The 26,388-nt window shown below is 71.3% G+C and carries 20 protein-coding genes; 13 read left to right on the top strand and 7 right to left on the bottom strand.

The genetic code is table 11. From position 1 onward, the window contains the following. Positions 1-146 precede the first annotated feature (146 nt). Positions 147-560 carry a hypothetical protein gene (locus tag IH00_RS0110895; protein ID WP_031072149.1) on the bottom strand — a complete coding sequence of 138 codons (414 nt, stop codon included), beginning with the start codon at positions 558-560 and terminating at the stop codon, positions 147-149. A 137-nt stretch (positions 561-697) separates the two neighbouring features. On the opposite strand from IH00_RS0110895, the gene IH00_RS0110890 reads away from it, so the two are divergent. From IH00_RS0110890 to IH00_RS0110870, 4 genes are all read left to right on the top strand, one after another. Continuing rightward, positions 698-1,654, top strand: a complete 957-nt coding sequence (locus IH00_RS0110890; RefSeq protein ID WP_052411311.1) for an endonuclease/exonuclease/phosphatase family protein — start codon at positions 698-700, stop codon at positions 1,652-1,654. Positions 1,655-2,141: 487 nt separating this feature from the next. Continuing rightward, a complete protein-coding gene (locus IH00_RS0110880) occupies positions 2,142-4,055 on the top strand; it encodes an FUSC family protein (protein ID WP_031072144.1) in 1,914 nt (637 codons plus the stop codon). Between the two features lie 143 nt (positions 4,056-4,198). Beyond that, positions 4,199-5,674, top strand: coding sequence for an APC family permease (locus IH00_RS0110875; protein WP_031072143.1), 1,476 nt, complete (start codon positions 4,199-4,201; stop codon positions 5,672-5,674). After that, positions 5,674-6,651 (top strand): hypothetical protein, encoded by a 978-nt coding sequence (locus tag IH00_RS0110870; protein ID WP_031072141.1) that lies wholly within the window; start codon positions 5,674-5,676, stop codon positions 6,649-6,651. The genes IH00_RS0110875 and IH00_RS0110870 overlap by 1 nt, the downstream gene beginning before the upstream one ends. A gap of 12 nt (positions 6,652-6,663) precedes the next feature. Here the strand turns inward: IH00_RS0110870 and IH00_RS0110865 are convergent, their stop codons facing one another. After that, entirely contained in the window at positions 6,664-8,718 is a 2,055-nt protein-coding gene (locus IH00_RS0110865; protein WP_031072139.1) for a PhoX family protein, read from the bottom strand. A 233-nt stretch (positions 8,719-8,951) separates the two neighbouring features. On the opposite strand from IH00_RS0110865, the gene IH00_RS0110860 reads away from it, so the two are divergent. After that, positions 8,952-10,598 carry a VWA domain-containing protein gene (locus tag IH00_RS0110860; RefSeq protein WP_031072137.1) on the top strand — a complete coding sequence of 549 codons (1,647 nt, stop codon included), beginning with the start codon at positions 8,952-8,954 and terminating at the stop codon, positions 10,596-10,598. Here the strand turns inward: IH00_RS0110860 and IH00_RS0110855 are convergent. Both IH00_RS0110855 and IH00_RS0110850 read right to left on the bottom strand, forming a co-directional pair. Further along, complete coding sequence (locus tag IH00_RS0110855) at positions 10,595-11,683, bottom strand: sensor histidine kinase (RefSeq protein WP_234334816.1); 1,089 nt, start codon at positions 11,681-11,683, stop codon at positions 10,595-10,597. The genes IH00_RS0110860 and IH00_RS0110855 overlap by 4 nt on opposite strands. Before the next feature lie 173 nt (positions 11,684-11,856). Then, positions 11,857-12,510 (bottom strand): response regulator transcription factor, encoded by a 654-nt coding sequence (locus IH00_RS0110850; protein WP_031072134.1) that lies wholly within the window; start codon positions 12,508-12,510, stop codon positions 11,857-11,859. A gap of 122 nt (positions 12,511-12,632) precedes the next feature. Between IH00_RS0110850 and metG the strand changes: the two genes are divergently transcribed. The 5 genes from metG to IH00_RS40110 all read left to right on the top strand — a co-directional run bounded on the left by metG (position 12,633) and on the right by IH00_RS40110 (position 20,586). Then, positions 12,633-14,249 (top strand): methionine--tRNA ligase, encoded by a 1,617-nt coding sequence (gene metG / locus IH00_RS0110845; RefSeq protein WP_031072132.1) that lies wholly within the window; start codon positions 12,633-12,635, stop codon positions 14,247-14,249. Between the two features lie 144 nt (positions 14,250-14,393). Continuing rightward, on the top strand, positions 14,394-14,882 hold the full coding sequence (locus IH00_RS37215; RefSeq protein WP_234334815.1) for an SseB family protein: 489 nt from the start codon (positions 14,394-14,396) through the stop codon (positions 14,880-14,882). Next, positions 14,879-15,523, top strand: a complete 645-nt coding sequence (locus IH00_RS0110835; protein WP_031072128.1) for a hypothetical protein — start codon at positions 14,879-14,881, stop codon at positions 15,521-15,523. Before IH00_RS37215 ends, IH00_RS0110835 begins: the two co-directional genes overlap by 4 nt. Further along, on the top strand, positions 15,524-20,119 hold the full coding sequence (locus IH00_RS0110830) for a putative T7SS-secreted protein (RefSeq protein ID WP_031072126.1): 4,596 nt from the start codon (positions 15,524-15,526) through the stop codon (positions 20,117-20,119). Continuing rightward, positions 20,116-20,586, top strand: a complete 471-nt coding sequence (locus IH00_RS40110) for a barstar family protein (protein ID WP_158827773.1) — start codon at positions 20,116-20,118, stop codon at positions 20,584-20,586. Before IH00_RS0110830 ends, IH00_RS40110 begins: the two co-directional genes overlap by 4 nt. A gap of 797 nt (positions 20,587-21,383) precedes the next feature. Here IH00_RS40110 and IH00_RS0110820 read toward each other — a convergent pair. Next, the gene (locus IH00_RS0110820) at positions 21,384-21,773 is read right to left on the bottom strand and encodes a MerR family transcriptional regulator (RefSeq protein WP_031072122.1); all 390 of its coding nucleotides are present in this window, start codon (positions 21,771-21,773) and stop codon (positions 21,384-21,386) included. A 66-nt stretch (positions 21,774-21,839) separates the two neighbouring features. Between IH00_RS0110820 and IH00_RS0110815 the strand changes: the two genes are divergently transcribed. Then, positions 21,840-22,961, top strand: a complete 1,122-nt coding sequence (locus IH00_RS0110815) for an alkene reductase (RefSeq protein ID WP_031072121.1) — start codon at positions 21,840-21,842, stop codon at positions 22,959-22,961. Between the two features lie 17 nt (positions 22,962-22,978). Beyond that, positions 22,979-23,608: a hypothetical protein gene (locus IH00_RS0110810; RefSeq protein ID WP_031072119.1), complete on the top strand. Its 630-nt coding sequence runs from the start codon at positions 22,979-22,981 to the stop codon at positions 23,606-23,608. A 1,070-nt stretch (positions 23,609-24,678) separates the two neighbouring features. Here IH00_RS0110810 and IH00_RS0110805 read toward each other — a convergent pair. Next, the gene (locus tag IH00_RS0110805) at positions 24,679-24,888 is read right to left on the bottom strand and encodes a DUF397 domain-containing protein (RefSeq protein ID WP_031072118.1); all 210 of its coding nucleotides are present in this window, start codon (positions 24,886-24,888) and stop codon (positions 24,679-24,681) included. Then, a complete protein-coding gene (locus IH00_RS0110800) occupies positions 24,885-25,763 on the bottom strand; it encodes a helix-turn-helix domain-containing protein (protein WP_031072115.1) in 879 nt (292 codons plus the stop codon). The genes IH00_RS0110805 and IH00_RS0110800 overlap by 4 nt, the downstream gene beginning before the upstream one ends. Before the next feature lie 156 nt (positions 25,764-25,919). Here IH00_RS0110800 and IH00_RS0110795 point away from each other — a divergent pair, with 156 nt between their 5' ends. Then, positions 25,920-26,354 carry an ATP-binding protein gene (locus IH00_RS0110795; RefSeq protein ID WP_031072114.1) on the top strand — a complete coding sequence of 145 codons (435 nt, stop codon included), beginning with the start codon at positions 25,920-25,922 and terminating at the stop codon, positions 26,352-26,354. The last annotated feature ends 34 nt before the right edge of the window (positions 26,355-26,388 follow it).

Below are 26,388 nucleotides of genomic sequence, written 5' to 3'. Positions count from 1 at the left end.
GTCCGTCGAAGCCGCCGCGTCCGTCGAAGCCGCCGGACCTGCCGAGCCGCCGGACCGCGGAGCTGCCGCGCCCACCGGGCCCGCCGAGGAACCGCGCCCGCCGGACCTCCGGGGCCGTCGCGTCCGCCGAAGCCGCCGCGCGGTCGCTATTCGTGCGTGTAGAACACGTAGAACGCCGCGCACCCCACCCCCGCACCGACGATCAGGGACACCACCGCCACCGTCAGGACGCTGTTGCCGCTCAGGCTGTAGAGCCACCCGACGGCGAGGCCCGCGAGCGAGCCGAACGCCACCGCCCGCAGTTCGCGGGGCAGCCGGCCGCGGTAGCGCCACAGGAGGTGGCACAGGACGCCGAACACCAGGCCGCTCACGACACCGAGCATCGCCTGCCCCACGGTGACCATGGAGCCCTCGCGCTCGATGTTCTGGGCGTAGAAGCCGTAGAGCACCGCGAGGACGAGGGGCACGATCCAGCCGGCGCGGCTGTGACCGCGCGTGCGTCCCGGGGGGCCTTCCACCGAACGGCGATGCCGGCCCGGCAGCGTGGTGTGTGCGGACATGGCGAGCTCCTTCCCGCTCCTCCCCCCTCGGCCGCGCTCATCCCCTCCCCATCACCCCAGGGCACACCCGCCGCCGCGGTCCGGCAAGTGGATCAGCCGGCGGTCGCGCGGGGAGCCGGGCGTGCCAGAATTCCCGGGTGCTCCGCCACCGCCACGCCGCCGCCCGGACGGTCGGCGCGGTGCTCATCGGCATCACCGCTGTCGTGGGGTGCCGCGTGGTCGGGATCGACGCCGTGACGCCCGTGCCGCAGCTCCTGTCCTTCCTGCCCTGGCTCGCCCTCCCCACGGTGCTCGGCCTCCTCGTGGCCCTCGCGGCCCGGTGCCGGGTCCTGGCCGGCTGGGCGGCCGTCCTGCTCGCCGTCACCGCCTGGTACAGCCGGCCGTACGGGCCGGCCTCGACCCCTGCGGAGGGCCGCCCGGTCGCGGCGCCGCTGCGCGTCCTCGCCGCCAACGTCGAGTTCGGCGGTGCGACGCACGAACTGCTGCGGGTGATCCGGCGCGAACGGCCCGACCTGGTCTTCGTCACGGAGTGCGACCCGGCCTGCGCCCGGACCCTGAGCGCGGCGTACCCGCATCGCGCGCAGGTGGCGGGCGAGGGCTCCACCGGGTCCCTGATCCTCAGCGCCCACCCGCTCACGTCCGGGCCCGCCCTGCCCTCGGTGATGGGCATGCCGGGCGCCGTCGCACGCGTCGCCGGCCGCGACGTGCGGCTGCGGCTCGCCCACCCGATGCCTCCGCTGCCCGGCCAGGTCGCCGTCTGGAAGCGGGAGCTGGGGCTGCTGCGCGACGACGCCGCCCGGCACGCGCACGGCGGGCCGCTCCTCGTCGCCGGGGACTTCAACGCCACCCAGGACCACGCCGCCTTCCGCGCCGTCCTCGACGCGGGCGCCCTGCACGATGCCGCGCGCCTGGCCGGGGCCTTCCGCACCCCGTCGTGGCCGCAGGGGGCCGGGCCCCTGCCGCCGTACGCGCAGATCGACCACGTGCTGGTCGGCGGGGACGACCTCTCGGTGCGCGGCGCCCGCTTCCTCGACGTGCCGCGCACGGACCACCGCGCCCTGCTCGTCGAACTCGACCTGCACGCCCACCGCTGATCCGGGAAGGTGGAGGGCATGGACAAGGGGAGGCCATGGACGACGAGCAGGTCCCCGGCCGCGGCGGAGCGCCCGTCGCCGGGCACCGGGCCGGCGAGGGCCCGGACGGCGCGACGGTCCGCCCGCCCCGTGCCGAGGCGTACTGATCCCGGCACCTGATCCCCCGGCACCGCTACCCATGACACCGGACCCCACGACACCGGACCCACCGGCACACGACCCGCCGGCACAGGATCCGCCCGCACACGACCCGCCGCCACCGGAACCGCCGGCACAGGGCCCACCCGCACCGGAACCCCCGGAGCGGGGCCCGTCCGCACACGACCCGCCGCCACCGGATGCGCCGGTGACGCGGCCTGCCGAGCCGCCGACCGGTGGCGCGGCAGGCGCGCGCGACACCGCACGGCCCGACACCGCACGGCCCGACACCGCACGGCCCGACACCGCACGGCCCGGCACCGTACGGCTCGCGCCGCCCGAGTGGCTGATGCGCGGGCTGCGGCCCGAGTCCGCGCCCGTCCCGTGGGCGGCCGTCGCCCGCGCCTCGGTGGCGCTCGCCGCGCCCCTCGCGGTCGGCATCGCGATCGGCCGGCCCCTGTACGGCGCCCTGGTGTCCATGGGGGCGCTGTCCGGCGTGATCGGCGACACCGCCGACGCGTACCGGATGCGCGTCTTCAACATCGCCGTGCCGCAGCTCTTCGGTGCCCTGGGCGTGACCCTCGGCACGCTGGTCCACGGCGAGGGCCTGCTCGCCGTCGCGGTCCTCACCCTGATCGCGCTCGCCTCCGGCATGATCTCCTCGATCGGTGCCGTGGCGTCCGTGTCCGGGCTGCTGCTCCTCCTCAACGCCGTCGTCGGCGCCGGACTGCCGATGCCCAGCCCGTGGTGGACGGCGCCGCTGCTGCTGACGCTCGGCGGCGCGGTGGTCCTCGTGCTCACCCTCCTCGGGTGGCCGCTGCGCGGCGGCGTGCCCGAGCGGCGGGCCGTCGCCGCCACCTACCGGGCGGTCGCCGACCTGCTCGCGGCGGCGGGCACACCGGCGTACGACGACCTGCGCCCCGCGGTCACCGGGGCCCTGAACACCGCGTACGACCTGGTCCTGGCGCGCCGCGCCCGCGACCACGGCCGCAACCCGACGCTCGTGCGCCAGCTCGCGCAGCTCAACGCGGTGATCCCGATCGTCGAGGCGGCGCCGGCGGCGCACCAGCGCGGCCGCCCGCTCCCCGCCGCGGTCCCGGCGGCGGTACGGGACCTCGCCACGGCCGTCGAGACGGACGGGGCCACCGCGGCGGCGCCACCCGGCCTGCCCCACGGCCTGCCCCACCCCTCCGGCCCCTCCGAGCGGGCGGTCGACCACGCCCTGCGCCACGCCGCGACCGTCGTCCACAGCGCCGAGCCCGGCCCGTACAACGTCGACGACCGGCTCGGCCGCCCCGCCGGGCTGGTCGTCCGGATCCGGCGCACCACCCGCAACGTGTTGTTCTCGGGTGCGTCGTGGCGGTACGGGCTGCGCCTCGCGCTGTGCATCGGGACGGCCCAGTCCCTCGTCTCGCTGATCGCCGTTCCGCGTTCGTACTGGGTGGCCCTGACCGTCACCTTCGTCCTGAAGCCCGATTTCGGGTCCGTCTTCTCCCGGGCCGTGCTGCGCGCGCTCGGCACCGTGGGCGGCCTGGCCATCGCGGCCGTCGTGCTCGCCGAGGTGCCGCGCGGGTGGTGGGACGTGCCGGTGATGATGGTGCTGGCCGCGCTGATCCCGGCGTTCTCCGCGAAGGGCTACGCCTTCCAGACGGCCGCCATCACGCCCGTCATCCTGCTCCTGTCCGACTGGCTGAACCGGGAGGGCTTCGACCTCGTCCTGCCGCGCCTGTACGACTCCCTCCTCGGCTGCGCCATCACCCTCCTCGCGGGCTACCTGCTGTGGCCGGAGAGCTGGCGCACCCGGATCGGCGACCGCCTCGCGGACACGGTCGCCGACACCGCCCGCTACGTGGTCCGCGCCTTCGGCCCGGACGCCGGCCAGGACCGGTCCGCACGGCTGCGGGCCCGGCGCCGCCTGTACCGGGACCTGTCGGCGGTCCGCACGGAGTTCCAGCGCGCGCTGACCGAACCACCGCCCACCGGCACCCGTGCGGCCGCCTGGTGGCCCCTGGTGGTGGCCGTGGAAAGGATCGTGGACGCCACGACGGCGGCCCGGGTCCGCGTCGACCACGGCGCGGCGCCGCCCGCCCCCGTCGAGGTCTCCGACATCGAGGGGCAGCTGCGCGAGCTGGCCGCCGGACTGCGCACGAGCCACGTCCTGGTGGAGGTGCGGGCGGAGCTGGAGGGCGATGACGAAGGGGTCCTCGCACCCCTGCGCCAGGAGGTGCGGGCGGCCCGCGCGATCGCCTCCCCACAGCCCTGAACTGCGGGGACCGGGACGCCCGAGGAGAGCCCTCCGGGCGCCCTCACCCTTCCGCCCCCGCCCGACTACGATGCGCACGATCCACGCGTGCAGAACTGCTCCTGATCTACCGCCATATGCCATGCCATCCAAGGACATTCGCCATGCGCAGCAGCACTCCCCGGGGGCTCCAGCCCAATGTCCTGGGCACGGGCGACACCATCGTGATGGCCGTGGCCGGGAGCGCCCCCGCCTATTCGCTGGCCGCGACCACCGCCGTGCTGGCCGGCGCGGTCGGCCACGCCGCGCCCGCGGCGCTGCTGTACTGCGCGGTCCCGATGCTCGGCATCGTGCTGGCCTTCGGGCGCCTGGGCCGGATCGACGTCAACGCGGGCGCCGGCTACTCCTGGGTGGGTCGTACGCTCCACCCGTTCCTGGGCTTCCTGTGCGGCTGGGCGCTGGTGGTCGCCGCCACCCTCTTCATGGTGGCCGGCTCCCTCCCCGCCGGTCAGCTGACGCTCGCGCTGTTCGACCCCGCCCTCGCCGCCGCCATCGGGCCGGCCACCGCCGTCGGCGCGGGCTGGTTCCTGCTGATGCTGTCGGTGGTGCTGGCCGGTGCCCGGCTCACCGTACGGGCGCAGCTCCTGCTGACCGCCGTGGAGCTGCTGATCCTGCTGATGTTCCTGTTCGGCGCGCTGCTGCACCGGGGCGCCGCGGCCGCCTTCGACTGGTCGTGGCTGGGCCTCGGGCACTTCGACGGCGTGTCCGGGTTCGCGTCCGGCGCGCTGATCGCCGCCTTCTACTACTGGGGATGGGACGTCACCAGCAACCTCAGCGAGGAGACCCGCGACAGCCGCCGCACCGCGGGGTTCGCGGCGCTCGTCGGTCTCGGCGTGGTCTTCCTCCTCTTCGAGGCGTTCACGATCTCCGTCAACATCATCCTCGGAGCCGGCGAGGCCGCCTCGGGCGGGGCGAACGTGCTCGCCCTGCTCGGTGACGCGATCTGGCCGGGCGGTGGTGGGAAGCTGCTGGTCCTGGCGGTGCTGCTGTCGACCGTGGCGACCCTGGAGACCACGCTGATCCAGGTCACCCGGTCGCTGTTCGCGATGGGCCGCGACCGTACGATGCCCGCCGCGCTCGGCACCGTGCACCGCCGCTGGAACACGCCGTGGGTGGCGATCGCGGTGGTCGGGGCGGTGGCGCTGGCGCTGTTCGCGGCGGCGACGGCGCTCGGGTCCGTGGGCGACATCCTGCGCGCGGCGGTCCACGCGATGGGCCTGCAGATCGCGTTCTACTACGGGCTGGCGGGGGTCGCGGCGGTGGTGGCGTACCGCGGAGTGCTGCTCGGCTCGGTGCGGGAGTTCCTGCTCGGCGGGGTGTGGCCGGTGCTGGGCGCGGCGTTCATGTTCTGGATCTTCTTCGAGTCGCTGGGCGAGCTGAGCGGCGCGTCGGTCGCGGTGGGGCTCGGCGGGCTGGGGGCCGGGCTCGTCCCGATGCTCTGGTACTGGCGCAGGGGCAGCACGTACTACCGCCCGGCCCGGCTGGACGCGGCGCGGGCGATGGCGGCGGCCGACCCGTACGCCGTGCCGGGGCGGCGGGGCGGGGCCGCCCCGGGCGAGCCGCTGGCGACGGACTTCTGATGGGGGCCGCACGCCGCCGCCCGCCGCGGTTCCGGCCGGACTTCGACCCCGACTTCGGCGACCGGGCGCTGACCGACGCCCGCCACGACATCGTTATCGGCCGCTGGCAGGGGGTGCGGGACCTGCTGGCGGCGACGGGCGAGGACTGGCCCCGGCGGACGCACCGGCTGCGGCTGCTGGCCCACGCCGCGGCCGGCAGCGCGGTGGCCGAGGCGTGGCGGGCGGCCGAGCCGGACCATCCGGACGCGGCGGTGCTGCGGGCCGCCACCGAGGTGGTACGGCTCTTCACGGCGGCGATCGCCGCGGGCCGGGGCGCGGCGGTGGACCGGGGACGGCTCGACGCCACGGTCATGGCCTGTCTGACGGCCGCCGACGCGCGGCCCGCCGACCCCATGCCGTGGGTGTCCCTGCTGACGGTGGCACGGCTGTACGAGGGAGGCGTCGGGCGGCGCCGGCTGCGGGGCTGGTGGGACGAGTTGCGGGCGCGCGACCCGGACAACCTGGAGGGCCACATCCAGCTGCTGCGCTACTGGTCGGCGCGGTGGCACGGCACGCACGGCGCGATGTACGACTTCGCGCGGGACGCGGCGGGCGCGGCGCCCCCCGGTTCGCACCTGCCGGTGCTGGTGCAGGTCGCGCGGGTGGAGGAGTACCGGTACGTCGCCGAAGGGGCACAGGGGCAGGGTCCGGTGCGCGGCTTCGACCAGCACTGGAAGCACGAGCTGGCGGCCACCGAGGTGCGCCGCACGCGCGAACGGTGGATCGGCGGGCGGCAGCCCGGCCCGGTGCGGCCGGAGGAGGTCGAACCGCTCAACTACCTGACGCACGCGGCCGTCCACGCCGGGCTGCCCGAGGTGTACGGCGAGCTGTTCGGGCTGCTCGGGGCGCGGGCGTCGTGGGTCCCGTGGGCGTACACCGGTGACCCGGCGGAGCAGTACACGAGGTGGCGCGGGGGAACGGCCCGCGCCACCTCGTGACTCCCCCCTGATTCAGACGCCGATGTTCCGGCCGTCCTTGCGGTACACGGTGACGACCGCCGGGCGGACGATCCTGCCCGGGCCGTCGGGCCACACCGAGGCGGGCTTCTCGACGGACGCGCCGTCGATCTCGCCCGGGTGCTGCACGGCGACGACGACGCGCCGCTCCTGGATGATCGGCCCGCACGTCTCGGCGCCGGCCGGCACGGTCAGGAACTGCTTGAGCTCACCGCGCCGCTCGCCCTGGGTCGCGACGGCGAAAAGGCCGTCGTGCGAGCCGAGCTGATTGCCGTCGGTGGAGATCCACAGGTTGCCGTACGGGTCGAAGGCGACGTTGTCCGGGCAGGAGATGGGGCTGACGGCGTCCTTCGGGTAGCCCGCGAAGTAGGTGGCCGGGTCGTCCGGGTCGCCCGCGACGAGGAACAGCCGCCACGCGAACCCGTCCGAAGCCGGGTCGTCCCAGTGCTCGGCCAGCTCCAGGACCTGGCCGTGCTTGTTGAGGTTGCGGGGGTTGGCCTCGTCGGCGCCGGGCTGGCCCGGCTTGCCCCGGTTGGAGTTGTTGGTCAGCGCGACGTACACACGGCCGGTGCGCGGGGACGGCTCGACGTCCTCCGGGCGGTCCATCTTGGTGGCGCCGACCTTGTCGCCCGCCAGGCGCGTGAAGACGTACACCTCGTCGGCCGTCATGCCGGGGACGTGGCTGACGTCACCGGTGGCGAGCGGGATCCACACGCCGGAGCCGTCGAACTCGCCGTCGTTCGGCAGCTTGCCGGTGCCGTCGATGTCCTGCGGGCTGTCACCGGTCAGCTTGGCGACGTACAGCGTCCCCTCGTCGAGCAGCGTCAGGTTGTGCTCGCGCGCCCGCCGGGAGCTGCCCTTCATCATCCGCTTCGACGAGACGAACTTGTAGAAGTAGTCGAACCGCTCGTCGTCGCCCATGTAGACGACCGGCCGGCCGTCGGCGGTCAGGCGCGGCTGGGCGGCCTCGTGCTTGAAGCGGCCGAGCGCGGTGCGCTTGCGGGGCGTCGAGTCCGGGTCGTACGGGTCGAGCTCGACGACCCACCCGAAGCGGTGCGGCTCGTTGGGCTCCTGCCGGACGTCGAAGCGCGGGTCGAACCGCTCCCACTTGCGCTCGGTGGCGCCGGAGCCGATCCCGTACCGCTTGTCGGTGGCGGACGAGCCATTGGCGAAGTACTGGTTGAAGTTCTCCTCGCCGTGCAGCGTGGTGCCCCACGGGGTGGTGCCGCCGGCACAGTTGTTGAGGGTGCCGAGGACCGTGCGGCCGGCCGGGTCGGCGCCGGTCTTCAGCAGGTCGCTGCCCGCGGCGGGGCCGGTGAGCTCGAACTCGCTGGTGGCGGTGAGGCGGCGGTTGAGCGGGTGCCGCGTGACCGGCGACAGCTTGCCGGAGCGGTGCTCCTCCTGCACGACGACCACGGACAGGCCGTGCGCGGCCCAGGCGATCTCGACCTGCTCGCGGGTCGGGTTCTCGGGGTCGTACCCCTTGAACATCAGCATTTCGTCCGTGTACTCGTGGTTGGCGACGAGCAGCTGGCGACCGTACTCGCCGCGGAGCGGCAGCAGGCTCAGGAAGTCGTTGTTGTAACCGAACTGTCCCGCCTGCGCCTTCGCGGTCTGCTTGTCCGCGTCGAAGGCGGGCGCACCGCGCAGGATGGGCTCGCCCCAGCGGATGACGACGCTCTGCGCGTAGCCCTCGGGCACGGTGACCTTGTCGTCCTTGTTGGGCGCGACGGGCGCGAAGCGCAGCCCTCGGGCGCCGCCGGTCGGGCTGGTGGTGCGGCCGGTCGCGCGGGGCTCGGCGGCGACCGCCTCCTGCCCGCCCTGCACGGCGACGGCCGTCCCGGCGGTGGCGGCGACGGTCACGGCGGCAGCGGTGCGCATCACGGAACGGCGCGACAGCGCCCCGGCTATGACGTCACCGACGTACTCGTTGTCGCTGGTGTTCGGCACCTCGTGGAAGCAGGCGTCGCCGCAGCGGTAGCGGCAGGTGAGGGCGGACCGGCCGCCCCCGTGCGAGTTGGGGCTCAGCAGCGGCAGCAGTCTGCGCACGTCGTCCTCCTGGTGGAATGTGGTCCGGCGAGGACGTTAGGTGCGCATATGAGCAGACCGGCGGCGAAAAGATGAACGATGCATGAATGTGGGTCGTCCGGGGCGGGGTTGACGCGATCGCCCCTTGCCTTTCGGCGCCACACGGGGCGGCTAACCTTACGTGTCCGCCCTGGCCGGGGATGATTCCCGCAGTACGGACATACACGGCACCCAACATGCGAAAGGCCTCGCCCATGGGCATTCGGAGCTTGCTGCGCAAGGTGTTTGGACGCGACCGTGCGGAGCGAAACGAGTCGGCGGCCACCCCCTCCGTCCCGCCCCAGACGGAGCGGGCGGTGCCCTCGGCGACGGTCCCGTCCCAGACACCTCCTTCCTCGGCGGAACAGGCGGCCGCGGACCTGGTGGCTGCCGCGTTCGACGCCCCCCGCCCGCGCCGCACCACGGTCCCCGCGGCCCGCGACGCCTCCTCGGCCGCGGACGCGGCCACGGCGGAGAAGCCCGCGGGGCCGGAGGCGGAGGCGGTTGCTGCGGAGAAGCCCGCCGAGGCGGCGGCGTCGGCGGAGGCGCCCGCTGTCGCGGAGGAGCCGGAGGCCGAGAAGGCCCCTGATGCGGAGGCACCCACCGAGGCTGAGACGCCCGCCGTAGCCGAGGAGCCGGAGCCCGAGAATGCCCCTGAGGCGAAGGCGTCAGCTCTCGCCGAGGAGCCGCAGGCCGAGAAGGCCGCCCCGGCGGAAGCATCCGCTGACGCGGAGGAGCCGGAGCCCGAGAAGGCCCCTGAGGCGGAGACACCCACCGAGGCTGAGACGCCCGCCGTAGCCGAAGAGCCGCAGGCCGAGAAGCCCGCCCCGGCGGAAGCCCCCCAGGCCGGAGCCCCGGAAAGCGAGGCCCCTGCCGACGCCGAGCCCGTCGCTGTCGAGGTGGAGGAGCCCGCCCTGGCTCCGAAGGCCCAAGAGCCTGCGGAGGAAAAGCCCGCGGCAGAGGCACCGGCAGCAACCCCCGCCCCCGCCGAAGAGGCCCCGCAGGCGGCGGAACCGGCATCCACGGAGAAGCCGGCAGCGGCCGAGGAACCGGCATCCGCCGAGAAGCCGACACCTGCAGCCGTAGCGGCAGCCGCACCCGCCGGCACCGAAGAGTCGGCCACCACCGACGAGCAGATCACGGCCGAAGAGCAGGCCCCCACTGGCGACGCCCCGCAGGGCAAGCCGGCGCACAGTCTGGCGCGGGTCAAGGCGCGGGCGCCGCAGGGCGGCGTGGTCGTCGAGGCGTACAAGGCTGCCGGTGCCGCCCTCAAGAAGCGCGGGCTCACCGGGGCGCGCGCAGCCGTGTACCTGGTGCTCGACCGGTCCGGGTCCATGCGCCCGTACTACAAGGACGGCAGCGCCCAGCACCTCGCCGAGCAGGCACTCGCGCTCGCCGCGCACCTCGACGGGAGCGAGACCCCGACCGTCCCGGTCGTGTTCTTCTCGACCGAGGTCGACGGCACCGGCGAGGTCACCCTGGACGACGTCGAGGGCAGGATCGAGGCCCTGCACAGCAGCCTCGGCCGGATGGGCCGGACCAACTACGACCGGGCGATCAACGAGGTGCTGGACCTGCACGAGAAGTCGGGTGCGTCCGACCGCCCGGCGCTCGTCGTCTTCCAGACGGACGGCGCCCCGGAGTCGAAGACGGCCGCCACCCAGGCCCTCGCCGACGCCGCCGCCCGCAACGGCCGGATCCAGTGGCAGTTCGTGGCGTTCGGCGAGGAGGACTCGAAGGCGTTCGACTACCTCCGCAAGCTCCAGGCGGAGAACGCCGGCTTCTTCCACGCGGGCCCGGCTCCCCGCGACGTACCGCACGCGACCTTCTACCGCGCGCTGCTCGCGGACTGGTCCGCCTAGGACGCCACCGGGGCCTGGTCGGCGACGGGCAGTCGCACCGTCACGACCAGGCCCCCGCCGTCCCGGCCCACGGCCGTCGCCGTCCCGCCGTGCGCCACGGCGACCGACCGCACGATGGACAGACCGAGGCCCGCCCCCGGCCCCGTCCGGTCCCGACCCTCACCCCGCCGGAACGGCTCGAAGAGCCCCGGTACGTCCGCGTCCGCGATGACCGGTCCCGTATTGGCGACCGTCAGCACGCCGCCGGCCGCGTCCACGTCCACGGCCACGTCCACGAGGCCGCCCGGCACGTTGTACGTGACCGCGTTCGCGACCAGGTTGCGTGTCAGCTGCGCGAGCAGCACCCGGCTGCCCCGGACGACGACCTCCCCGCCACCGCGACCACCCCCACCGCCGGCGCCGGCCCCGGCCCCGGCCCCGGCGACGACGCGTGCGGACACGCGAGCGGTCACGCCGTACGCCTCGCACTCCTCCGCCACCACCTCTCCCAGCGGCACGTCCTCCCGCTGCTCCAGCCCCCGCTCGCTGCGTGCGAGGAGCAGCAGGCCCTCGATGAGCCGCTCGCTGCCGCGGTTGCTGTCGAGCAGCACCTGCTTCACGCCGACCGAGTCGTCCAGGCCCACCTGGATCGCGGCGCGCTGCGTGGCCAGGGGGGTGCGCAGCTCGTGCGACGCGTTGGCGATGAACCTCCGCTGGCTCTCGAACGCCGCCTCCAGCCGCCCCAGCAGCGCGTCGATCGTGTCGCCCAGCTCCTTCAGCTCGTCGTCGGGGCCGCGTACGGCGAGCCTCTCGTGGAGGGTGCGCTCGGACAGCCGCCGCGCCCGGGCCGTCATCTCATGCACCGGCCGGAGCACGCGCCCGGCGGTCCACCAGCCGACGGCCACCGCGCACAGCGCGATGACGAGCAGCGCCCCGCCGGACCAGATCAGCAGCTGCTCGGACGCGGCGCGGCTGACGGTGTCGGTGAGCCGGTGCACCTCGAAGGCTCCGCCGCCGGTCTGGGCCTCGGCGATGGCGTGGGCCTCGTCCCGCGTCCCGGCACGGGAGAGGAGGTTCACGACGCCGAGCAGCAGGCCGCCGAGCACCAGGAAGACGGCACCGTAGACCAGCGCGATACGGGTCCGGATCGTGGACCCCGCCCCGATCCCGATGCCGCTCCCGGCCCCGGTCCCACTCCCAGCCCCGGCCCAGGCCCCGGTCCCACTCCCAGCCCCAGCCCCAGCCCCGGTCCCGCTCCCGGTCCCGCTCCCGGGCCGGCTCACAGCGCGTACCCCACGCCCTGCACGGTGCGGATCAGGGGCGGCCCGTCCAGCTTCGCGCGCAGCTTGCTCATGCACACCCGTACGGCCCCCGTGAACGGGTCGGCGTGCGCGTCCCACGCCCGTTCCAGCAGCTCCTCGGCCGACACCGTGGCGCCGTCCGCCTCCAGCAGGATCTGCAGCACGGCGAACTCCTTCGGTGACAGTTCCAGGTCCCGCCCGTCGCGCTCCGCGGTGCGGCGCACGGTGTCCAGACGGATCCCGTGCCGCTCCAGGACGGGCGGCAGGGGCCGGGCGCTGCGCCGCCGCAGGGCACGCACCCGCGACACCAGCTCGGGGAACTCGAAGGGCTTGCCGAGGTAGTCGTCCGCGCCGAGGTCCAGGCCCGCGACCCGGTCCTCCGTCCCGGCAGCGGCGGTCAGCATGAGGATCCGGGTGCGGGCGCCCGCGGCGACCGTCCGCCGCGCCACCTCGTCGCCGTGGACGCGGGGCAGGTCCCGGTCGAGGACCACGACGTCGTAGTCGTACAGCCCGAGGTGTTGGAGGGCGGCGTCCCCGCTGTGGACGGTGTCGACGGCGAAGCCGGCCCGGCGCAGCCCGGTGGCGACGAGCTCGGCGAGGACCCGCTCGTCCTCGGCAACCAATACGCGCATCCCCCCACTCTCCCCCGGCCGGTGTTTCGCGGATCTCTCCGGGCCTCCAGGGGCGTCCACGGGCGTCTCCCCCCTCGATACGAAGGTGAGGACAGCGTGCGGCGGCGGATAGGATTTCGACCATGGCGGCCACTGGATCCGAGAAGCAGGGGGACGAAGGCGTGAAGGCTTTCTACGTATCGACCCCCATTTACTACGTCAACGACGCTCCTCACCTGGGCCACGCCTACACGACCGTCGCAGGCGACGTGCTCACGCGCTGGCACCGTCAGCGTGGCGAGAAGGTGTGGTACCTCACCGGCACGGACGAGCACGGTCAGAAGATCATGCGCACGGCCGAAGCGAACGACGTCACTCCGCAGGAGTGGTGCGACAAGCTCGTCGAGGAGGCGTGGAAGCCCCTCTGGGAGCACCTGGAGATCGCGAACGACGACTTCATCCGCACCACCGAGAAGCGGCACACGGACCGCGTGCAGGAATTCGTGCAGGACCTGTACGACAAGGACGAGATCTACAAGGGCGGGTACGAGGGCCCGTACTGCGTGGGCTGCGAGGAGTACAAGCTCCCCGGCGATCTCATCGAGGCGGAGGACGGCACGAAGCTGTGCCCGGTCCACAAGAAGCCGGTGGAGATCCTCAAGGAGGAGAACTACTTCTTCAAGCTGAGCGAGTACGGCCCGAAGCTGCTGGAGTTCTACGAGGCGAACCCGGACTTCATCCAGCCGGAGTCGGCCCGCAACGAGGTCGTGAACTTCGTGAAGCAGGGACTCCAGGACCTGTCCATCTCCCGGTCGACCTTCGACTGGGGCATCCCGATCCCGTGGGACGACAAGCACGTCATCTACGTGTGGGTCGACGCGCTCCTGAACTACGCGACGGCCGTCGGCTACGGCTCGAACCAGGCGAAGTTCGACGAGACGTTCCCGGCGAACGTGCACCTGGTCGGCAAGGACATCCTGCGCTTCCACGCGGTGATCTGGCCCGCGATGCTGATGGCGCAGGGTCTGCCGGTGCCGGGCAAGGTCGCGGCGAACGGCTGGCTGATGGTCGGCGGCGAGAAGATGTCGAAGTCGAACCTGACGGGCATCAAGCCGCAGGACCTGACCTCGCACTTCGGCGTGGACGCGTACCGCTGGTACTTCCTGCGGGCGATCGCGTTCGGCAGCGACGGTTCCTTCTCGTGGGAGGACTTCACCGCCCGCTACACCTCCGAGCTGGCCAACGACTACGGCAACCTCGCCTCGCGCGTGGCGGCGATGGTCGGCAAGTACTTCGAGGGCGCGCTGCCGGAGGCCACGGCCTCCGGTGACGCCGAGCAGGCGGTCCGGGAGGGCCTGGCCAAGGCGGTCGCCGAGGCGGACCGGAAGATCGGCGAGGAGCTGGACTTCCAGGGCGGCATCCTGGCGATCTTCGACTTCGTGAAGCAGGTCAACGGCTACATCACGGAGCAGGAGCCCTGGAAGGTCGCCAAGGACACGTCCGACGAGGGCCGCGCCCGCCTGGCGACGATCCTCTACACCGCCGCGGAGTCCCTGCGCGCGGTCGCCGTCCTGCTGAACCCGATCATGCCGGACACCTCCCAGAAGCTCTGGGACTCGCTCGGCGCCGAACCGGCCCTGGGCGCCCTGGCCGGGCAGCGGGTGCAGGACGCCGCCACGTGGGGGCAGTTGCCCGCCGGCGCGACGGTGACGAAGGGCGCGGTGCTCTTCCCGCGCCTGGAGGACCCGAAGAAGGACTGACGTCCCCCCGCCCCACCACCACGACCGCCGCCCTCCCCGGAGGGCGGCGGTCTTGTCGTGTGCGGCAGTGCGGCGGTACTGCATCCAGCCGTTTCCGAGACAACTCATTGCAATCGAAAATCCGACCGTGTGATGATCCCCGTCGTGACCGTGAACGGGGACATGACCACAGCGGACGAGTCGCCATCCGGCCGGCCCTCGCGGCTGGCGGATCTGCTGGACGGACCGAGGTGTCCGGCGCCGGCGCCTTCCACACCACTCGAACCGCCTTCCCTCACGTCAGCGCGGCGGGAGTTCGCCGCCCTGCTGGGCGAGTTCCGGCGTACGGCCGTGCTGGTACCGGTCGATCCGCACGGGGGTCCCTGGATCGCCGAACACGGCGGGGTCCGGTGGATCTGCGCGTTCTCGAACGAGGAGACGCTGGCACGGTTCGCACATGCACGTGGTGAGGCCGGGCGGGAGTGGGAGTACCGGGCGGTGCTGGGGGCGCGGCTGCTGGATGTGCTGGTGCCGAAGCTGGGGGTACCGGCGGGTGTGGCGCTGGACGCGGGCAGCGAGGACGGCGTGGTGTTCCCGCCGGTGGAGGGCATCGTGCCGGACGCGGCGGTGGTGGAACTCGGGGGGAAGCAGTGAGCGGTACGGATCCCGATCTCGCGGCGTCGAATGCCGGCTTCCGGCTGATCGCGGCAGGCATCGACAAGGCGCACGGGGAACTCAAGGACCTCGGCATGATCGGCGAGGCGACCACCGGTCGCGGGTTCTCCGACCTGACCTTGACCAGCCTGGAGTTGGGTCATGCGGGACTGACCGCCGGGTTCAAGACATTCTGCGAGCGCTGGGAGTGGGGTGTCCGGGAGCTGATGCAGCGCGGCAACGGCTTCGTCTCGGCCATCGGGTTGTCCGCGGGGGCCTTCCACGAGCAGGAGCAGTACGTCAAGGACACCGTCAAGATCGCCGTGAATGGGCTGAACGGCAATCCGCACCTCAGCGAGGACGAGGTCAAGGCCAAGGACTGGGACGACATCAAGTCCCAGAGGACGGGCGACAACGCGGACTACAGCCCGGAGTCGATGGCGGCGGCGCACCGGAACGTCGAGCAGACGTGGAAGGACACCGGCTACGACCTCGAGGACGCCGCTCTGGACTCGATGGAGAACAGCGGTGCCTTGGACCCGGCGCTGCGTGAGGCCGTGGACGAGCGCATGCGCGAGACGTTCGGCCCCACCCGGGAGGCGATCGAGCGAGGCGAGCGGCCGGCTTGGGGGAGCGAGTAGATGACGGACTGGCTCGGGAAGCTGGGGGACGCCTGGGAGGCCGGCGAGAAGGTCGTCGGCGTGGGTATCGACAAGGGCACCGATGCCCTGGGGGAGGTCCTGGACCACGTCGGCGCGGAAGGCATCGCCGAGTCGGTCACCGACTGGGGCGACAGCGCGGCCTCCGCGCTGGGAGCGGAAGTCGGTGAGAAGCAGCTCGGCCAGAGCGAGGAGGCCGGTGAGCTGGTCCACGGCCAGGCGTCCAAAATCACCGCGAGTGCGAAGAACCTGCGCGACTTCAGCGCGGCCTTCAACATGGTCGGCGCCGGCATGAAGGGACTGGACTCCGCCCACTGGAAGGGCGAGGCCGCCGACACCTTCCGGGATAAGTTCCAGCTCCTGCCCACCGACTGGCTGCACGCGGCGGACGCCTTCGAGGCCGCGGCCGCAGCGCTCACCGCGTACGCCGCGACGGTGACCGCGGCACAGGGGATGGCCAGGGAAGCGATCGCCCTGTTCAAGCAGGGCAACGAAACCTCGCGGAAGGCCGTCGACGCGCACAACGAGAAGGTCGACGCCTACAACACGGCACGCACCAGCGACGCGCCACTGCCGGAACCGGCTCCCTTCACCGACCCGGGCCAGGCGCTGCGCGACCAGGCCCAGGAAATCCTCGACAACGCCCGCCGCCAGCGCGACGCGGCCGCCGAGAGGGCCAACCAGGTCGTCACCGCGGCCCTCGCCCACGCCCCCGCCGAGAAATCCGCCATGGAGCGCGCCAAGCTCGACCTGCTGGACCGCGCGATGGGCAACGGCATCGAGACGGTGCACTTCGTGGGCGGAGCGGTCAAAGGCACGGTCGGTCTCACCAACTTCGTCCGCTCGCTCCACCCTCTCGACGGGTACAACCGCACGCACCCGGCCGAGTACTACGAGAACGTCAACATGACGCTGGCCGGGGCGGTGACCAGCGCGGCCCACCCCGACCGGGCGGTGAAGGGCGCATGGGACGCGTTCCAGGAGGACCCGAGCGAGTTCTGGGGCCGGCTGGCCCCGGAGGCCGTCGGCACCAGGGGCGCCGGTGGGCTGAAGTCCCTCGCCCGCAAGGGCGCGGACAACACCCCGGACGGCGTCGGCAAGGGGCGTGCCGGGCACAGCGAGGATCCGCACGACAGGTCACGCCAGTGCACTGACCGGCAGTGCAAGGGAGACCCCGTCGACATGGCGACGGGCAGGATGATCCTGCCGCAGACGGACGTCACTCTGCCGGGCTCCTTACCGCTGGGCTTCACCCGAACCTTCGAGTCGTCCTACCGCGCGGGCCGATGGTTCGGCCCGACGTGGTCGAGCACCATCGATCAGCGCCTGGAGATCGACTCCGAAGGGGTCGTGTTCGTCTGCGAGGACGGCAGCCTCCTGGCCTACCCGCACCCCGCGCCCGGGGTGCCGGTCATGCCCACCCACGGCCGCCGCTGGCCCCTGGACCGCGCGGGGGACACTTACACCGTCACCGATCCCGGTACCGGCCTCGTCCGGCACTTCACCGAGCAGGGCGCCGGCCTTGCCCTGCTGACCCAGCTGGACGACCGCAACGGCCGCTGGACCACCTTCGAGTACGACCAAGCCGGCGCCCCGTCCTCGATCGTCCACCACGGCGGCTACCACCTGAGGCTCACCACCTCCGAAGGCCGCGTCACCGCCCTCCACCTCGCGGGCGCCGCCCCCGACGGCACCGACCAGGAGATCCTCCGCTACGGCTACACGGACGGCCATCTGACCGAGGTCACCAACTCCTCGGGCCGGCCCCTGTGCTTCGGCTACGACGAACTGGGCCGCATCACGTCCTGGACGGACACCAACGGAAGCCACTTCGACTACGTCTACGACGACCGCCACCGCTGTGTGTACCAGTCGGGCTCGAACGGCCACCTCGAATCCCACTTCACCTGGGACGACATGGACGCGGACACCGGTCTGCGGCAGACGTCCGTCACCGACGGCCTGGGCCACACGACCCGCTTCCTCGTCAACGAACGGATGCAGGTCGTCGGCGAGATCGACCCCCTCGGGGCGGTCGTCCGCTCCGAGTACGACCGGTACAACCGGCTCCTGTCCCGCACGGACCCGCTCGGCCACGTCACCCGCTTCACCTACGACGACGGCGGTCGGCTGAGTGCAGTGGTGAGACCGGACGGCCGCGAGATATCCGCCGAGTACGACGCGCTGGGCCTGCCGGTCCGGGTGCGCGGCGCGGACGGCACGGTGGTACGCCAGACGTACGACGAGAAGGGCAACCGCACCTCGGTCACCGACTCCGCCGGGGCGACGACCCGCTTCGCGTACGACGCGCAGGGCCACCTGACGACGATCACCGACGTGCTCGGCCACTCGACCGCCCTGCGCTGCGACGGCGCCGGCCTGCCGGTCACGATCACCGACCCGCTCGGGGCGACCGTCCACTACGAACGCGACGGCTTCGGCCGTCCGGTCACCATCACCGATCCGCTGGGCTCGGTGACCCGCCTCGAATGGACCGTCGAGGGCAAACCGGCCCGGCGCACGGAACCGGACGGCACAGAGCAGTCGTGGACGTACGACGGCGAGGGCAACTGCCTGTCCCACACGGACGCCATGGGCTCGGTGACCCGGTTCGAGTACACGGACTTCGACCTGCTGACGGCCCGGACCGGCCCGGACGGCGTGCGCTACGAGTTCTCACACGACACGAACCTGCGGCTGACACGGGTGACGAACCCGCAGGGCCTCACGTGGGACTACGCCTACGACCCGGCGGGCCGTCTCACCTCCGAAACGGACTTCGACGGCCGCGCCCTGACCTACGCGCATGACGCGGCGGGCCGCCTGATCTCCCGCACGAACGGCCTGGGGCAGACGGTCCGGTTGGAGCGTGACGTTTTCGGCCGGATCGTACGCAAGGACGCCGAAGGGGCGGTCAGCACCTACGAGTACGACGTCTTCGACGAACTGGCGGTGGCAACGAACCCGGACGCGAGGCTGGAGCGCCTCCGGGACCGCCACGGCCGTCTGAAGTCGGAAACCGTCAACGGCCGGACGCTGTCGTACGCGTACGACGAGCTCGGCCGCAGGGTGGGGAGGACGACGCCGGGCGGTTCGGTCAGCACGTGGTCCTACGACGCGGCGGGCCGCAGGAGGGGGCTTACCACGTCCGGCCGGGAACTCGCCTTCGCCTTCGACGCGCTGGGGCGGGAGGTGGAGCGCACGGTCTCGGACGTCGTGTCGCTGACGTCGTCGTACGACGCGGTGAGCCGGCTGACGGCCCAGGAGGTCACGTCCCGGGGTGGCCGTCTACAGCATCGGGCGTACGACTACCGTCCCGACGGAGGGCTCGTCTCCGTCACGGACGGCCTCTCGGGCACACGCAGCTTCGACCTCGACGGTGCCGGCCGGGTCACGGCGGTGCGGGCGGACCGGTGGACGGAGCGGTACGCGTACGACGAGGCGGGCAACCAGACGGAGGCGGACTGGCCGTCCGCCCACCCGGCCCACGACGTGACGGGCCCGCGTGCCTATGAGGGCACCCGCATCACCCGCGCGGGCGCCGTCCGCTACGAACATGACGCCCAGGGCCGGATCGTCCTGCGGCAGAGGACCCGCCTGTCCCGCAAGCCGGACACCTGGCGCTACGAGTGGGACGCGGAGGACCGGCTGACGTCGGTGACGACACCCGACGGCACGGTCTGGCGCTACGCGTACGACCCGCTGGGCCGCCGGACATCCAAGCACTCGGATCTGGAAACAATCCACTTCACCTGGGACGGCGCGACCCTCTGCGAGCAGACGACCGCGAACATCGTCCTGACCTGGGACCACGCAGGGCTGCGCCCCCTCACCCAGACGGAACGCCGCACGGACACGGACGACGAACGCTTCTTCGCCATCGTCACCGACCTGATCGGCACCCCGACGGAACTCGTCGACGAGTCGGGCGACCTGGCCTGGCGCACCCGCACGACCCTCTGGGGCACGACGACCTGGAACCGCGACGCCACGGCGTACACCCCGCTCCGCTTCCCCGGCCAGTACTTCGACCCGGAGTCGGGCCTCCACTACAACTACTTCCGCTACTACGACCCGGAATCGGCTCGCTACCTGAGCCCGGATCCGCTGGGGCTGAGCCCGGCCCCGAACCCCGCGACGTACGTTCGCAATCCACACACGTGGGCTGACCCCATCGGGCTGTCAGGCTGCAAGGAGTTCGCTCCAGGGAAAACTTTGGGGAACGTCAGCAAACTTAAGGGCTGGGTGCCTGACTCAATCCCGAAAGAGGCCATGATAGTCCTCCAGGACATGAAGAATTTTAATCTTGGATGGTGGGGTGGGCCGGGATTCCATGGACCGAAGTGGTGGGTGGAGCCGTTTGAGAACAACGGGAAAAACGACGGATACCGACTCCCCACTCACGACCCATCAGGCAATCCGATAACATACCAAGAATATGGGACCTATCCGTCTCCGGATAACCCCGAACCAGGTGGCGAGCGATGGGTGTTCGGCAGCGATGGGTCCTCATACTATACTCCAACCCACTATCAGACGTACATTGTTGCGGAAAGTCCTAGATGGGCAGAGCAATGAAAGAAGAGGCAATCGCCATCCATATCGATCCATGGATGCATATCATCACGACGGGCGGCGGCGTGCCGATCGACGAGCTCCTCCCGATACAGGGCCGCTTTTATGTGGCACACCTGGAAGGGCAAGAAATTCCCGACGAGTTCTCGGCGTTTCAAAACCTCCAGGAGTCATTGAAGTTCCCCGAATATTTCGGCTGGAATTGGAACGCCGTCTACGATTGCCTTCGGGATCTTCAATGGCTCTCAGTAGACCACCATGTCGTGATCGTAAGATCCGCAGACCGTGCTCTGCGCGAAGACAACGCTGCCCGCGACGAATTTTTCAGGACACTCTGGCGTGCGGGTCGACGATGGTCTTACGTGAAGCGGCCCGAGGGATCGACACTCAGCAGATTCACAGTCGTCCTCTCCTGCTCCAAGGATTCCGAATCAGACCTTACGAATCTGCTTCAAAGTTTTCAGGATTAGTTCGCCTCCCGGAAGCCGGCAAGGGCACACTGGCGAGCCGGTCATCGAACGTCACCATGACTTGGGACCACGCGCTCCGCCCTCCCCCAGACAGAACCCAGCACTACTGCTACGACCGATGATCTGAAGCTGTCGAATGCCGGAGACCTCGTAAAGCTCTATGGAAAGATCCCGAACATTCGGCGGTTTCGCTTGCGCTCCAGCACCGGAAGGACACTGGCACCGACCCCCTCCCGGAGGGCGGGAGGCACTGCCGTGGACGGGATCCGCGTCAGGAACGTTGCCGCGAAGCCGAATGGCCGGCGGGCTGCTTGGCAGCGGGGACATCGACCCCGTCCATGAATACGACGTAGCAAACCTACTGCGGAACAGATCGCCCGCTTCGCCGAGGAGGCGCACTGACGTGCTGGATAGCCGGGCCGAGGGGGCGACTCTCAGCATCGAATTCATCGAGTCCCTGACCCCAGGTCATGCCGGCGCAGCAGATGACGTCGCCGTGTGTGTGGTTCGGTGCATCGAAGGCACAGCCCGGCTGGGCATGGTGTTCCAGCACCCCAGGACCACCGCCAGACTCCGACTGTCTTCCATCGAGTGGTACGGCAGGCAGGCCGACCAGCTGGATACCGTCCACTCCGGCAAGGTCACGCTGACCGGGGCTGGCGCGGATAGGTTGTGCAGGCGGGACGTCTTGAGCTCGGTATTGCACGGGTATCCGGTTGTTTCCCAAGACCGGCCGTGAGGGCGCGGTACACCGCGCCGTCGTCCGCCTTGCCGGCCCCGGGGCGCCAAGTGGCGCGCTAACGCGCCGGAAGAGGCGATGTGGGGGCGGACGCACCCGACGCCGCCGTGATCACCTCGTCCAGGACCTCGCGGGAGCGGAGCAGATCGGTGATCACGCGGTCGATGCGGTCCCGTTCCGTGGTGAGGTCGGCGACCAGGCGCGCGGTGGCGATCTCGGAGGGGCCGCCGTCCGTGTCGCGCATACAGGGGAGGAGCTGGGCGATCTTCCTGCTGTGGAGGCCGGCCGCGTAGAGAACCTGGATACGGATGACCCGGTCGACGGCCCAGTCGCCGTAGATTCGCTGGCCGCCCGGGGTGCGCTCGGCGGTCAGCAGGCCCTGTGTCTCGTAGTAGCGCAGCGACCGCTCGCTCACTCCGGTACGCCGGGCCAGTTCGCCGATCCGCATCACACACCTCGCCTGTCGGTCCGAGGACTTGAGCCTGACACTGATGTCAACTTCTACCGTACCGGCATGACAAACGCACCGGAGAAATCCCGCCTGTTCCAGCCCGCCCGCCTCGGTGCCCTGCGCCTGCCCAACCGGCTCGTCATGGCGCCGTTGACCCGCAACCGCGCCGGTGCCGACGGCGTCCCGCAGCCGCTCATGGCCACGTACTACGCGCAGCGCGCCTCCGCCGGACTGATCATCGCCGAGGCGACCACGCCCAACGCGGTGGGGCAGACGTACCCCAACATCCCCGGGATCCACGATGACGCCCAGGTGGCCGGCTGGCGGCTGGTCACCGGCGCGGTCCACGCCGCGGGCGGCCGGATGTTCCTCCAGCTCCAGCACGGCGGCCGGGTCGGCCACCCCGACAACAGCGGTCTGGTGCCGGTGGCGCCCTCCCCCGTCCCGCTCCCGGAAACCATCCACACGCCGAGCGGGCGCAAGGACGCCGTCGTGCCCCGGGAAATGACCGTCGCCGACATCCGGTCGACCGTGGCCGACTTCGCCACTGCCGCCCGCAACGCCGTCGATGCCGGCTTCGCCGGGGTGGAGGTGCACGCCGCCAACGGCCACCTCCTGCACCAGTTCATGGCACGGAACACCAACCACCGCACCGACGCCTACGGCAGCTCGATCACCGGCCGCATCCGGTTCGTCGTCGAGGTGGTGCGGGCGGTCGCCGCGGCCATCGGACCCGAGCGGGTCGGCCTGCGCATCTCTCCCGGAAACACCATCAACGGCATTGAGGAGGGCGAGACGAAGCAGCTCTATCCGGCGCTCGTCGACGCTCTCGCCGATGACCGTCTCGCCTACCTGCACACCGTGTTCGCCGACCCCGATGACCCGCTGTGGCAGGAGATCCGCAAGAGGTGGACCGGCACACTGGTCGCAAACCCGGCCCTGGGATGGGGTGGTCCGCTGCCCGCCGATGGTGGCAGGCAGGCGGGCGAGCGGCTGCTGGCCGCCGGTGCCGACCTGATCGCGCTCGGCCGGGCCTTCATGGCCAACCCCGACCTGGTCCAACGGCTGCGGACCGGCGCACCGCTCAACCCGCTGCGCGACAACGGCTGGATGTACGAGGGCGGCGAGACCGGCTACACCGACTACCCCTCGCTCACCGAAGCGGGCACGACGGTCACGGCCTGATCCGGTAAGCATATGGAGTGACGAAAGGGCGCGGGAAAACCGAAAGGCTCGGGCGGGAAGTCTTCGGCCCGCTGGGCGGCATCGTGGAAATCGGATCGGTCGTCGACGCGGGCGGTGGCCGGCCGCTGTCGACCATCTCGGTGAGTGACTTCACCGCCCGTCATCGCGACGAGTTGAACCGGATCCTGGCGGCCGTGCGGGATATCGGGGGCTTTCCGCCCGAAACGATGCGCATCGTCGATGACCTGGGCTGGCATCGCGATCACGCCATCACCGCGGCCTCACTGCTGCTGTGGTCCGGTGGCGTCGAAGCGTACTCACCACTCCTCGAACAGCCCGAGAGCGTACGGAGAATGCTCCGCGCCGGAGCCGACATCCAACTGGTGAACCTCATGCACGCACTCGTGGGAGCGGCCGCGCAGAGAATCCCTCACCGTGACCCGGAAGACCTCGTGCCGCTCATCGTCGCGGTCATCGACATCGCGGCCGCCCTGGTCGGACTCGGTCACGCGACTGCCGTCCGGGACGTCTTCCGCATGTGGCGCGTGGCGTATCTCCCTGGTGTCCTGATGCCCTCCTCGACCACTCCTGCGGCGATCAAGCAGCGCTTCAGGACGTTCGCGCACATCCTCGATGCGAGGGACTGACCGCATGCACGCCGACGCCGAACCCGTACCCCGACTGGGGATCGTCTCCGTGGAGGGCGCCGAGTGCAGCTCGACGGAATCATTCATAAGGGGTTCTTGTGGTGACACCACCTCCCCATGACAGCCGGCTCGAGCAGCAAAGCCTGTTGCTCGGACCGGACGGAGTCTTCGCGCAGGCATGGCTGTCCGGCAAGAGCGTGGCCCCTGTCCCCGCAAGCACCCACCTGGACGCCGCCATGATTCGCCGCATCGAAGCAGGGTGCCGGGCTGTGGGCACGCAGCACATTCTCGACGCCCCGCCTACGGCCGTCACCCACGGCACCTCGGCCAGGGCAGTACCGCGTCGACCCACCGAGACCGGCCTCGCTGGTACTACGCCTCCTGCGATTCTGTACACCCCGGACCTGCAAGGAGCCGTGCTGTTTCCCGCACCGGGATACACGCTGATTGCCGGGACTGAGGTGTTCCTGACCGCCGCAGTGCCTGAAGGAATCGATGCGGCCCGGGCTAGCTTCGGGCGCTACGCACGGGCGTTGGAGAGGCATTGGCCATATCTCCAGAGGATCGCCACAACCTACCCGTCTGTCCACAGAGCGTGGTCCCGCCCCGGCGATGTCACACCGGGAACTGCTTCAGCTCGCCTTATGTCGCTCCTTACCAGCTTTACTCAGGGCACATGCACCGCGGCGGAATTCGCGGACGGATGGTGGGAAGCCCGGAGGTCCGCATATTCTCAGGGTGAACGGGCAAGCGGGCACTTGACCGATCTTCTCGATCGAGTGTTCATGGTGCTTTAGGACTACACGCCCGACCCTGAACTCAGAGAGCCCGGTAACCTGACGGACAGTGAGCTGCGGGAGAGGATCCGAAGCCTCGTCCGGGAAACGAAGCGAGGGCCAGGGGGAGAATGACCGGCGGCGGCCAGGGCGACCAGCGGGGCGTCCGCCCGATCAAGGAGTTCGGGGTCGTCGGTGCGACGGGCCCGGGATCCGGATATCCCGGGCGCTCCTGGCAAACCCGGACCTGGTCGAGCGGCAGCGGACCGGGTGTGGCACGTGCGGTCGGTGCCGTCAGTTGCCCGACGCGTACGACACGAAGCCCGCCCAGGCGGTCGGGGTGAGCGCGAGCTGGGGGCCGCCGAGGCACTTGGAGTCGCGGACGTGGACCGTGCCCGGGGAAGTGGCGACCTCGACGCACGAGTCGCCCTCGCTGCTGCTGCTGTAGCTGCTCTTGAACCACGCCAGTCCGGAGGCGTCCCCGGCCGAGGTGTTGCGGATCATGTCTCTCCCAGCAGTTGCTCGATGAAGGCTGTCGACTCACGGGGAGTGAGAGCCTGGGCCCGGATGATGCCGTAGCGCAACTCCAGGATATGGAGCTGTTTCCGCTCGGTCACGGGTCGGCCGTTGGCCACGGCAGGTGAGCGCCCGACGGCCGACCCGTCGCCGAACTTCAGCACCTCGATACCGCCTGCCAGTCCGGCATGCTCCTCGCGGCTCATCGGCATCACCTGAAGCTCGACGTTCCTCAGCCCTGCCACCTCCAGCAGGTGTCCGAGCTGGGCACGCAGCAGCGCCCTTCCGCCCAGAGGACGCCGAAGCGTCCACTCCTCCAGGACGAAGCCGAGTTCGGGTACAGGGTCCCGCTCGAAAACGGACTTACGGGCGACACGACCGGCCACCATCCGCTCCACCTCGTCCTGCGAGTACGCGGGCCTTCGCATGAGCAGCAGCCCGCGTGCGTACTCCGGTGTCTGCAACAGGCCGTGAATGTTCAGCGGGTCGTACAGCTGGAACTCGACCGCCCGCGCCTCCAGCTTCGCCAACTCCCGCACCTTCTTCGGGTACCGGACCTTCGCCACGTCCTCCTTCATGGCCGAGAGCAGACCACCCGCCCCCAGGACCTCGTCCGCCTTGTCCAGGAACTCGGGCCGGGGGATCCGCTTTCCGGCCTCGATCTTGTAGATGAGGTCCTCGCCGTAGCCGACGGCCACACCGAAGTCGGCGGCGCGCATCCCCACCGCCTCCCTCCGCAGCTTCACCTGCCGGCCCACCGTGGCGATGACGGCCACGCCCCAGTCGTCGTCCGGGTCCACCTCCCAACCCGGCTCGTCCGCCTCGCTCCTGAGCCGCACCCCGGTCTCGCCGTCCACCGACATACCCGCACCCCTCTGTCCGCGCTCTCGTGCCGCGACGTCCCTACCCCACGGGCGGATTCGGACAGCCCGGACAGCAGTGGACAAGCTCCGGACAGTCACCCTACGTATCGACCTTGTCACTGTTCACGGTAGGCGAAGGTGGCCACGCTCAGTGACGTGAACCAGATCGACGTCGCTCAACTCCTCTCGCCCTCCGCCCACTTCCGCGTGCTGCTGTCCCCCACACCACGCGGTGCGCGGCTCGCCCGGCTGCTCGCCGCCGAGTGGATGCGCACCAGGGAGGAACTGCCGCATCGCGTGACCGAGGCCGCCGTGCAGCTTGTCGCGGAGCTCACGGCCAACGCCGCCACGCACGGCCGCGTGGCCGGCCGTGACTTCCGGCTCGTACTGCTCGTCCACGAGGACGCCCTGCGGATCGAGGTCACGGACACCCGGGCCGACGCTCTGCCGCGCCGGCGGCTGCCGTCGCCCGACGGGGACTCCGGCCGCGGGCTGCTCCTCGTCGAGGCGCTCGCCGACCGCTGGGGCGTCGGGCTCGGCCCCGCCCCCCAGAAGACCGTCTGGGCGGAAGTCGACCTCACGCCCCTCTGATGTGCGAGAACGGCTCAGTCACCGGAGTCCGGGA

Source organism: Streptomyces sp. NRRL S-118, assembly GCF_000716335.1.
In the GTDB taxonomy this organism is placed as follows: domain Bacteria; phylum Actinomycetota; class Actinomycetes; order Streptomycetales; family Streptomycetaceae; genus Streptomyces.
The sequence above is the reverse complement of the archived record's forward strand: the minus strand, read 5'-3'. Positions and strand labels throughout refer to the sequence as shown.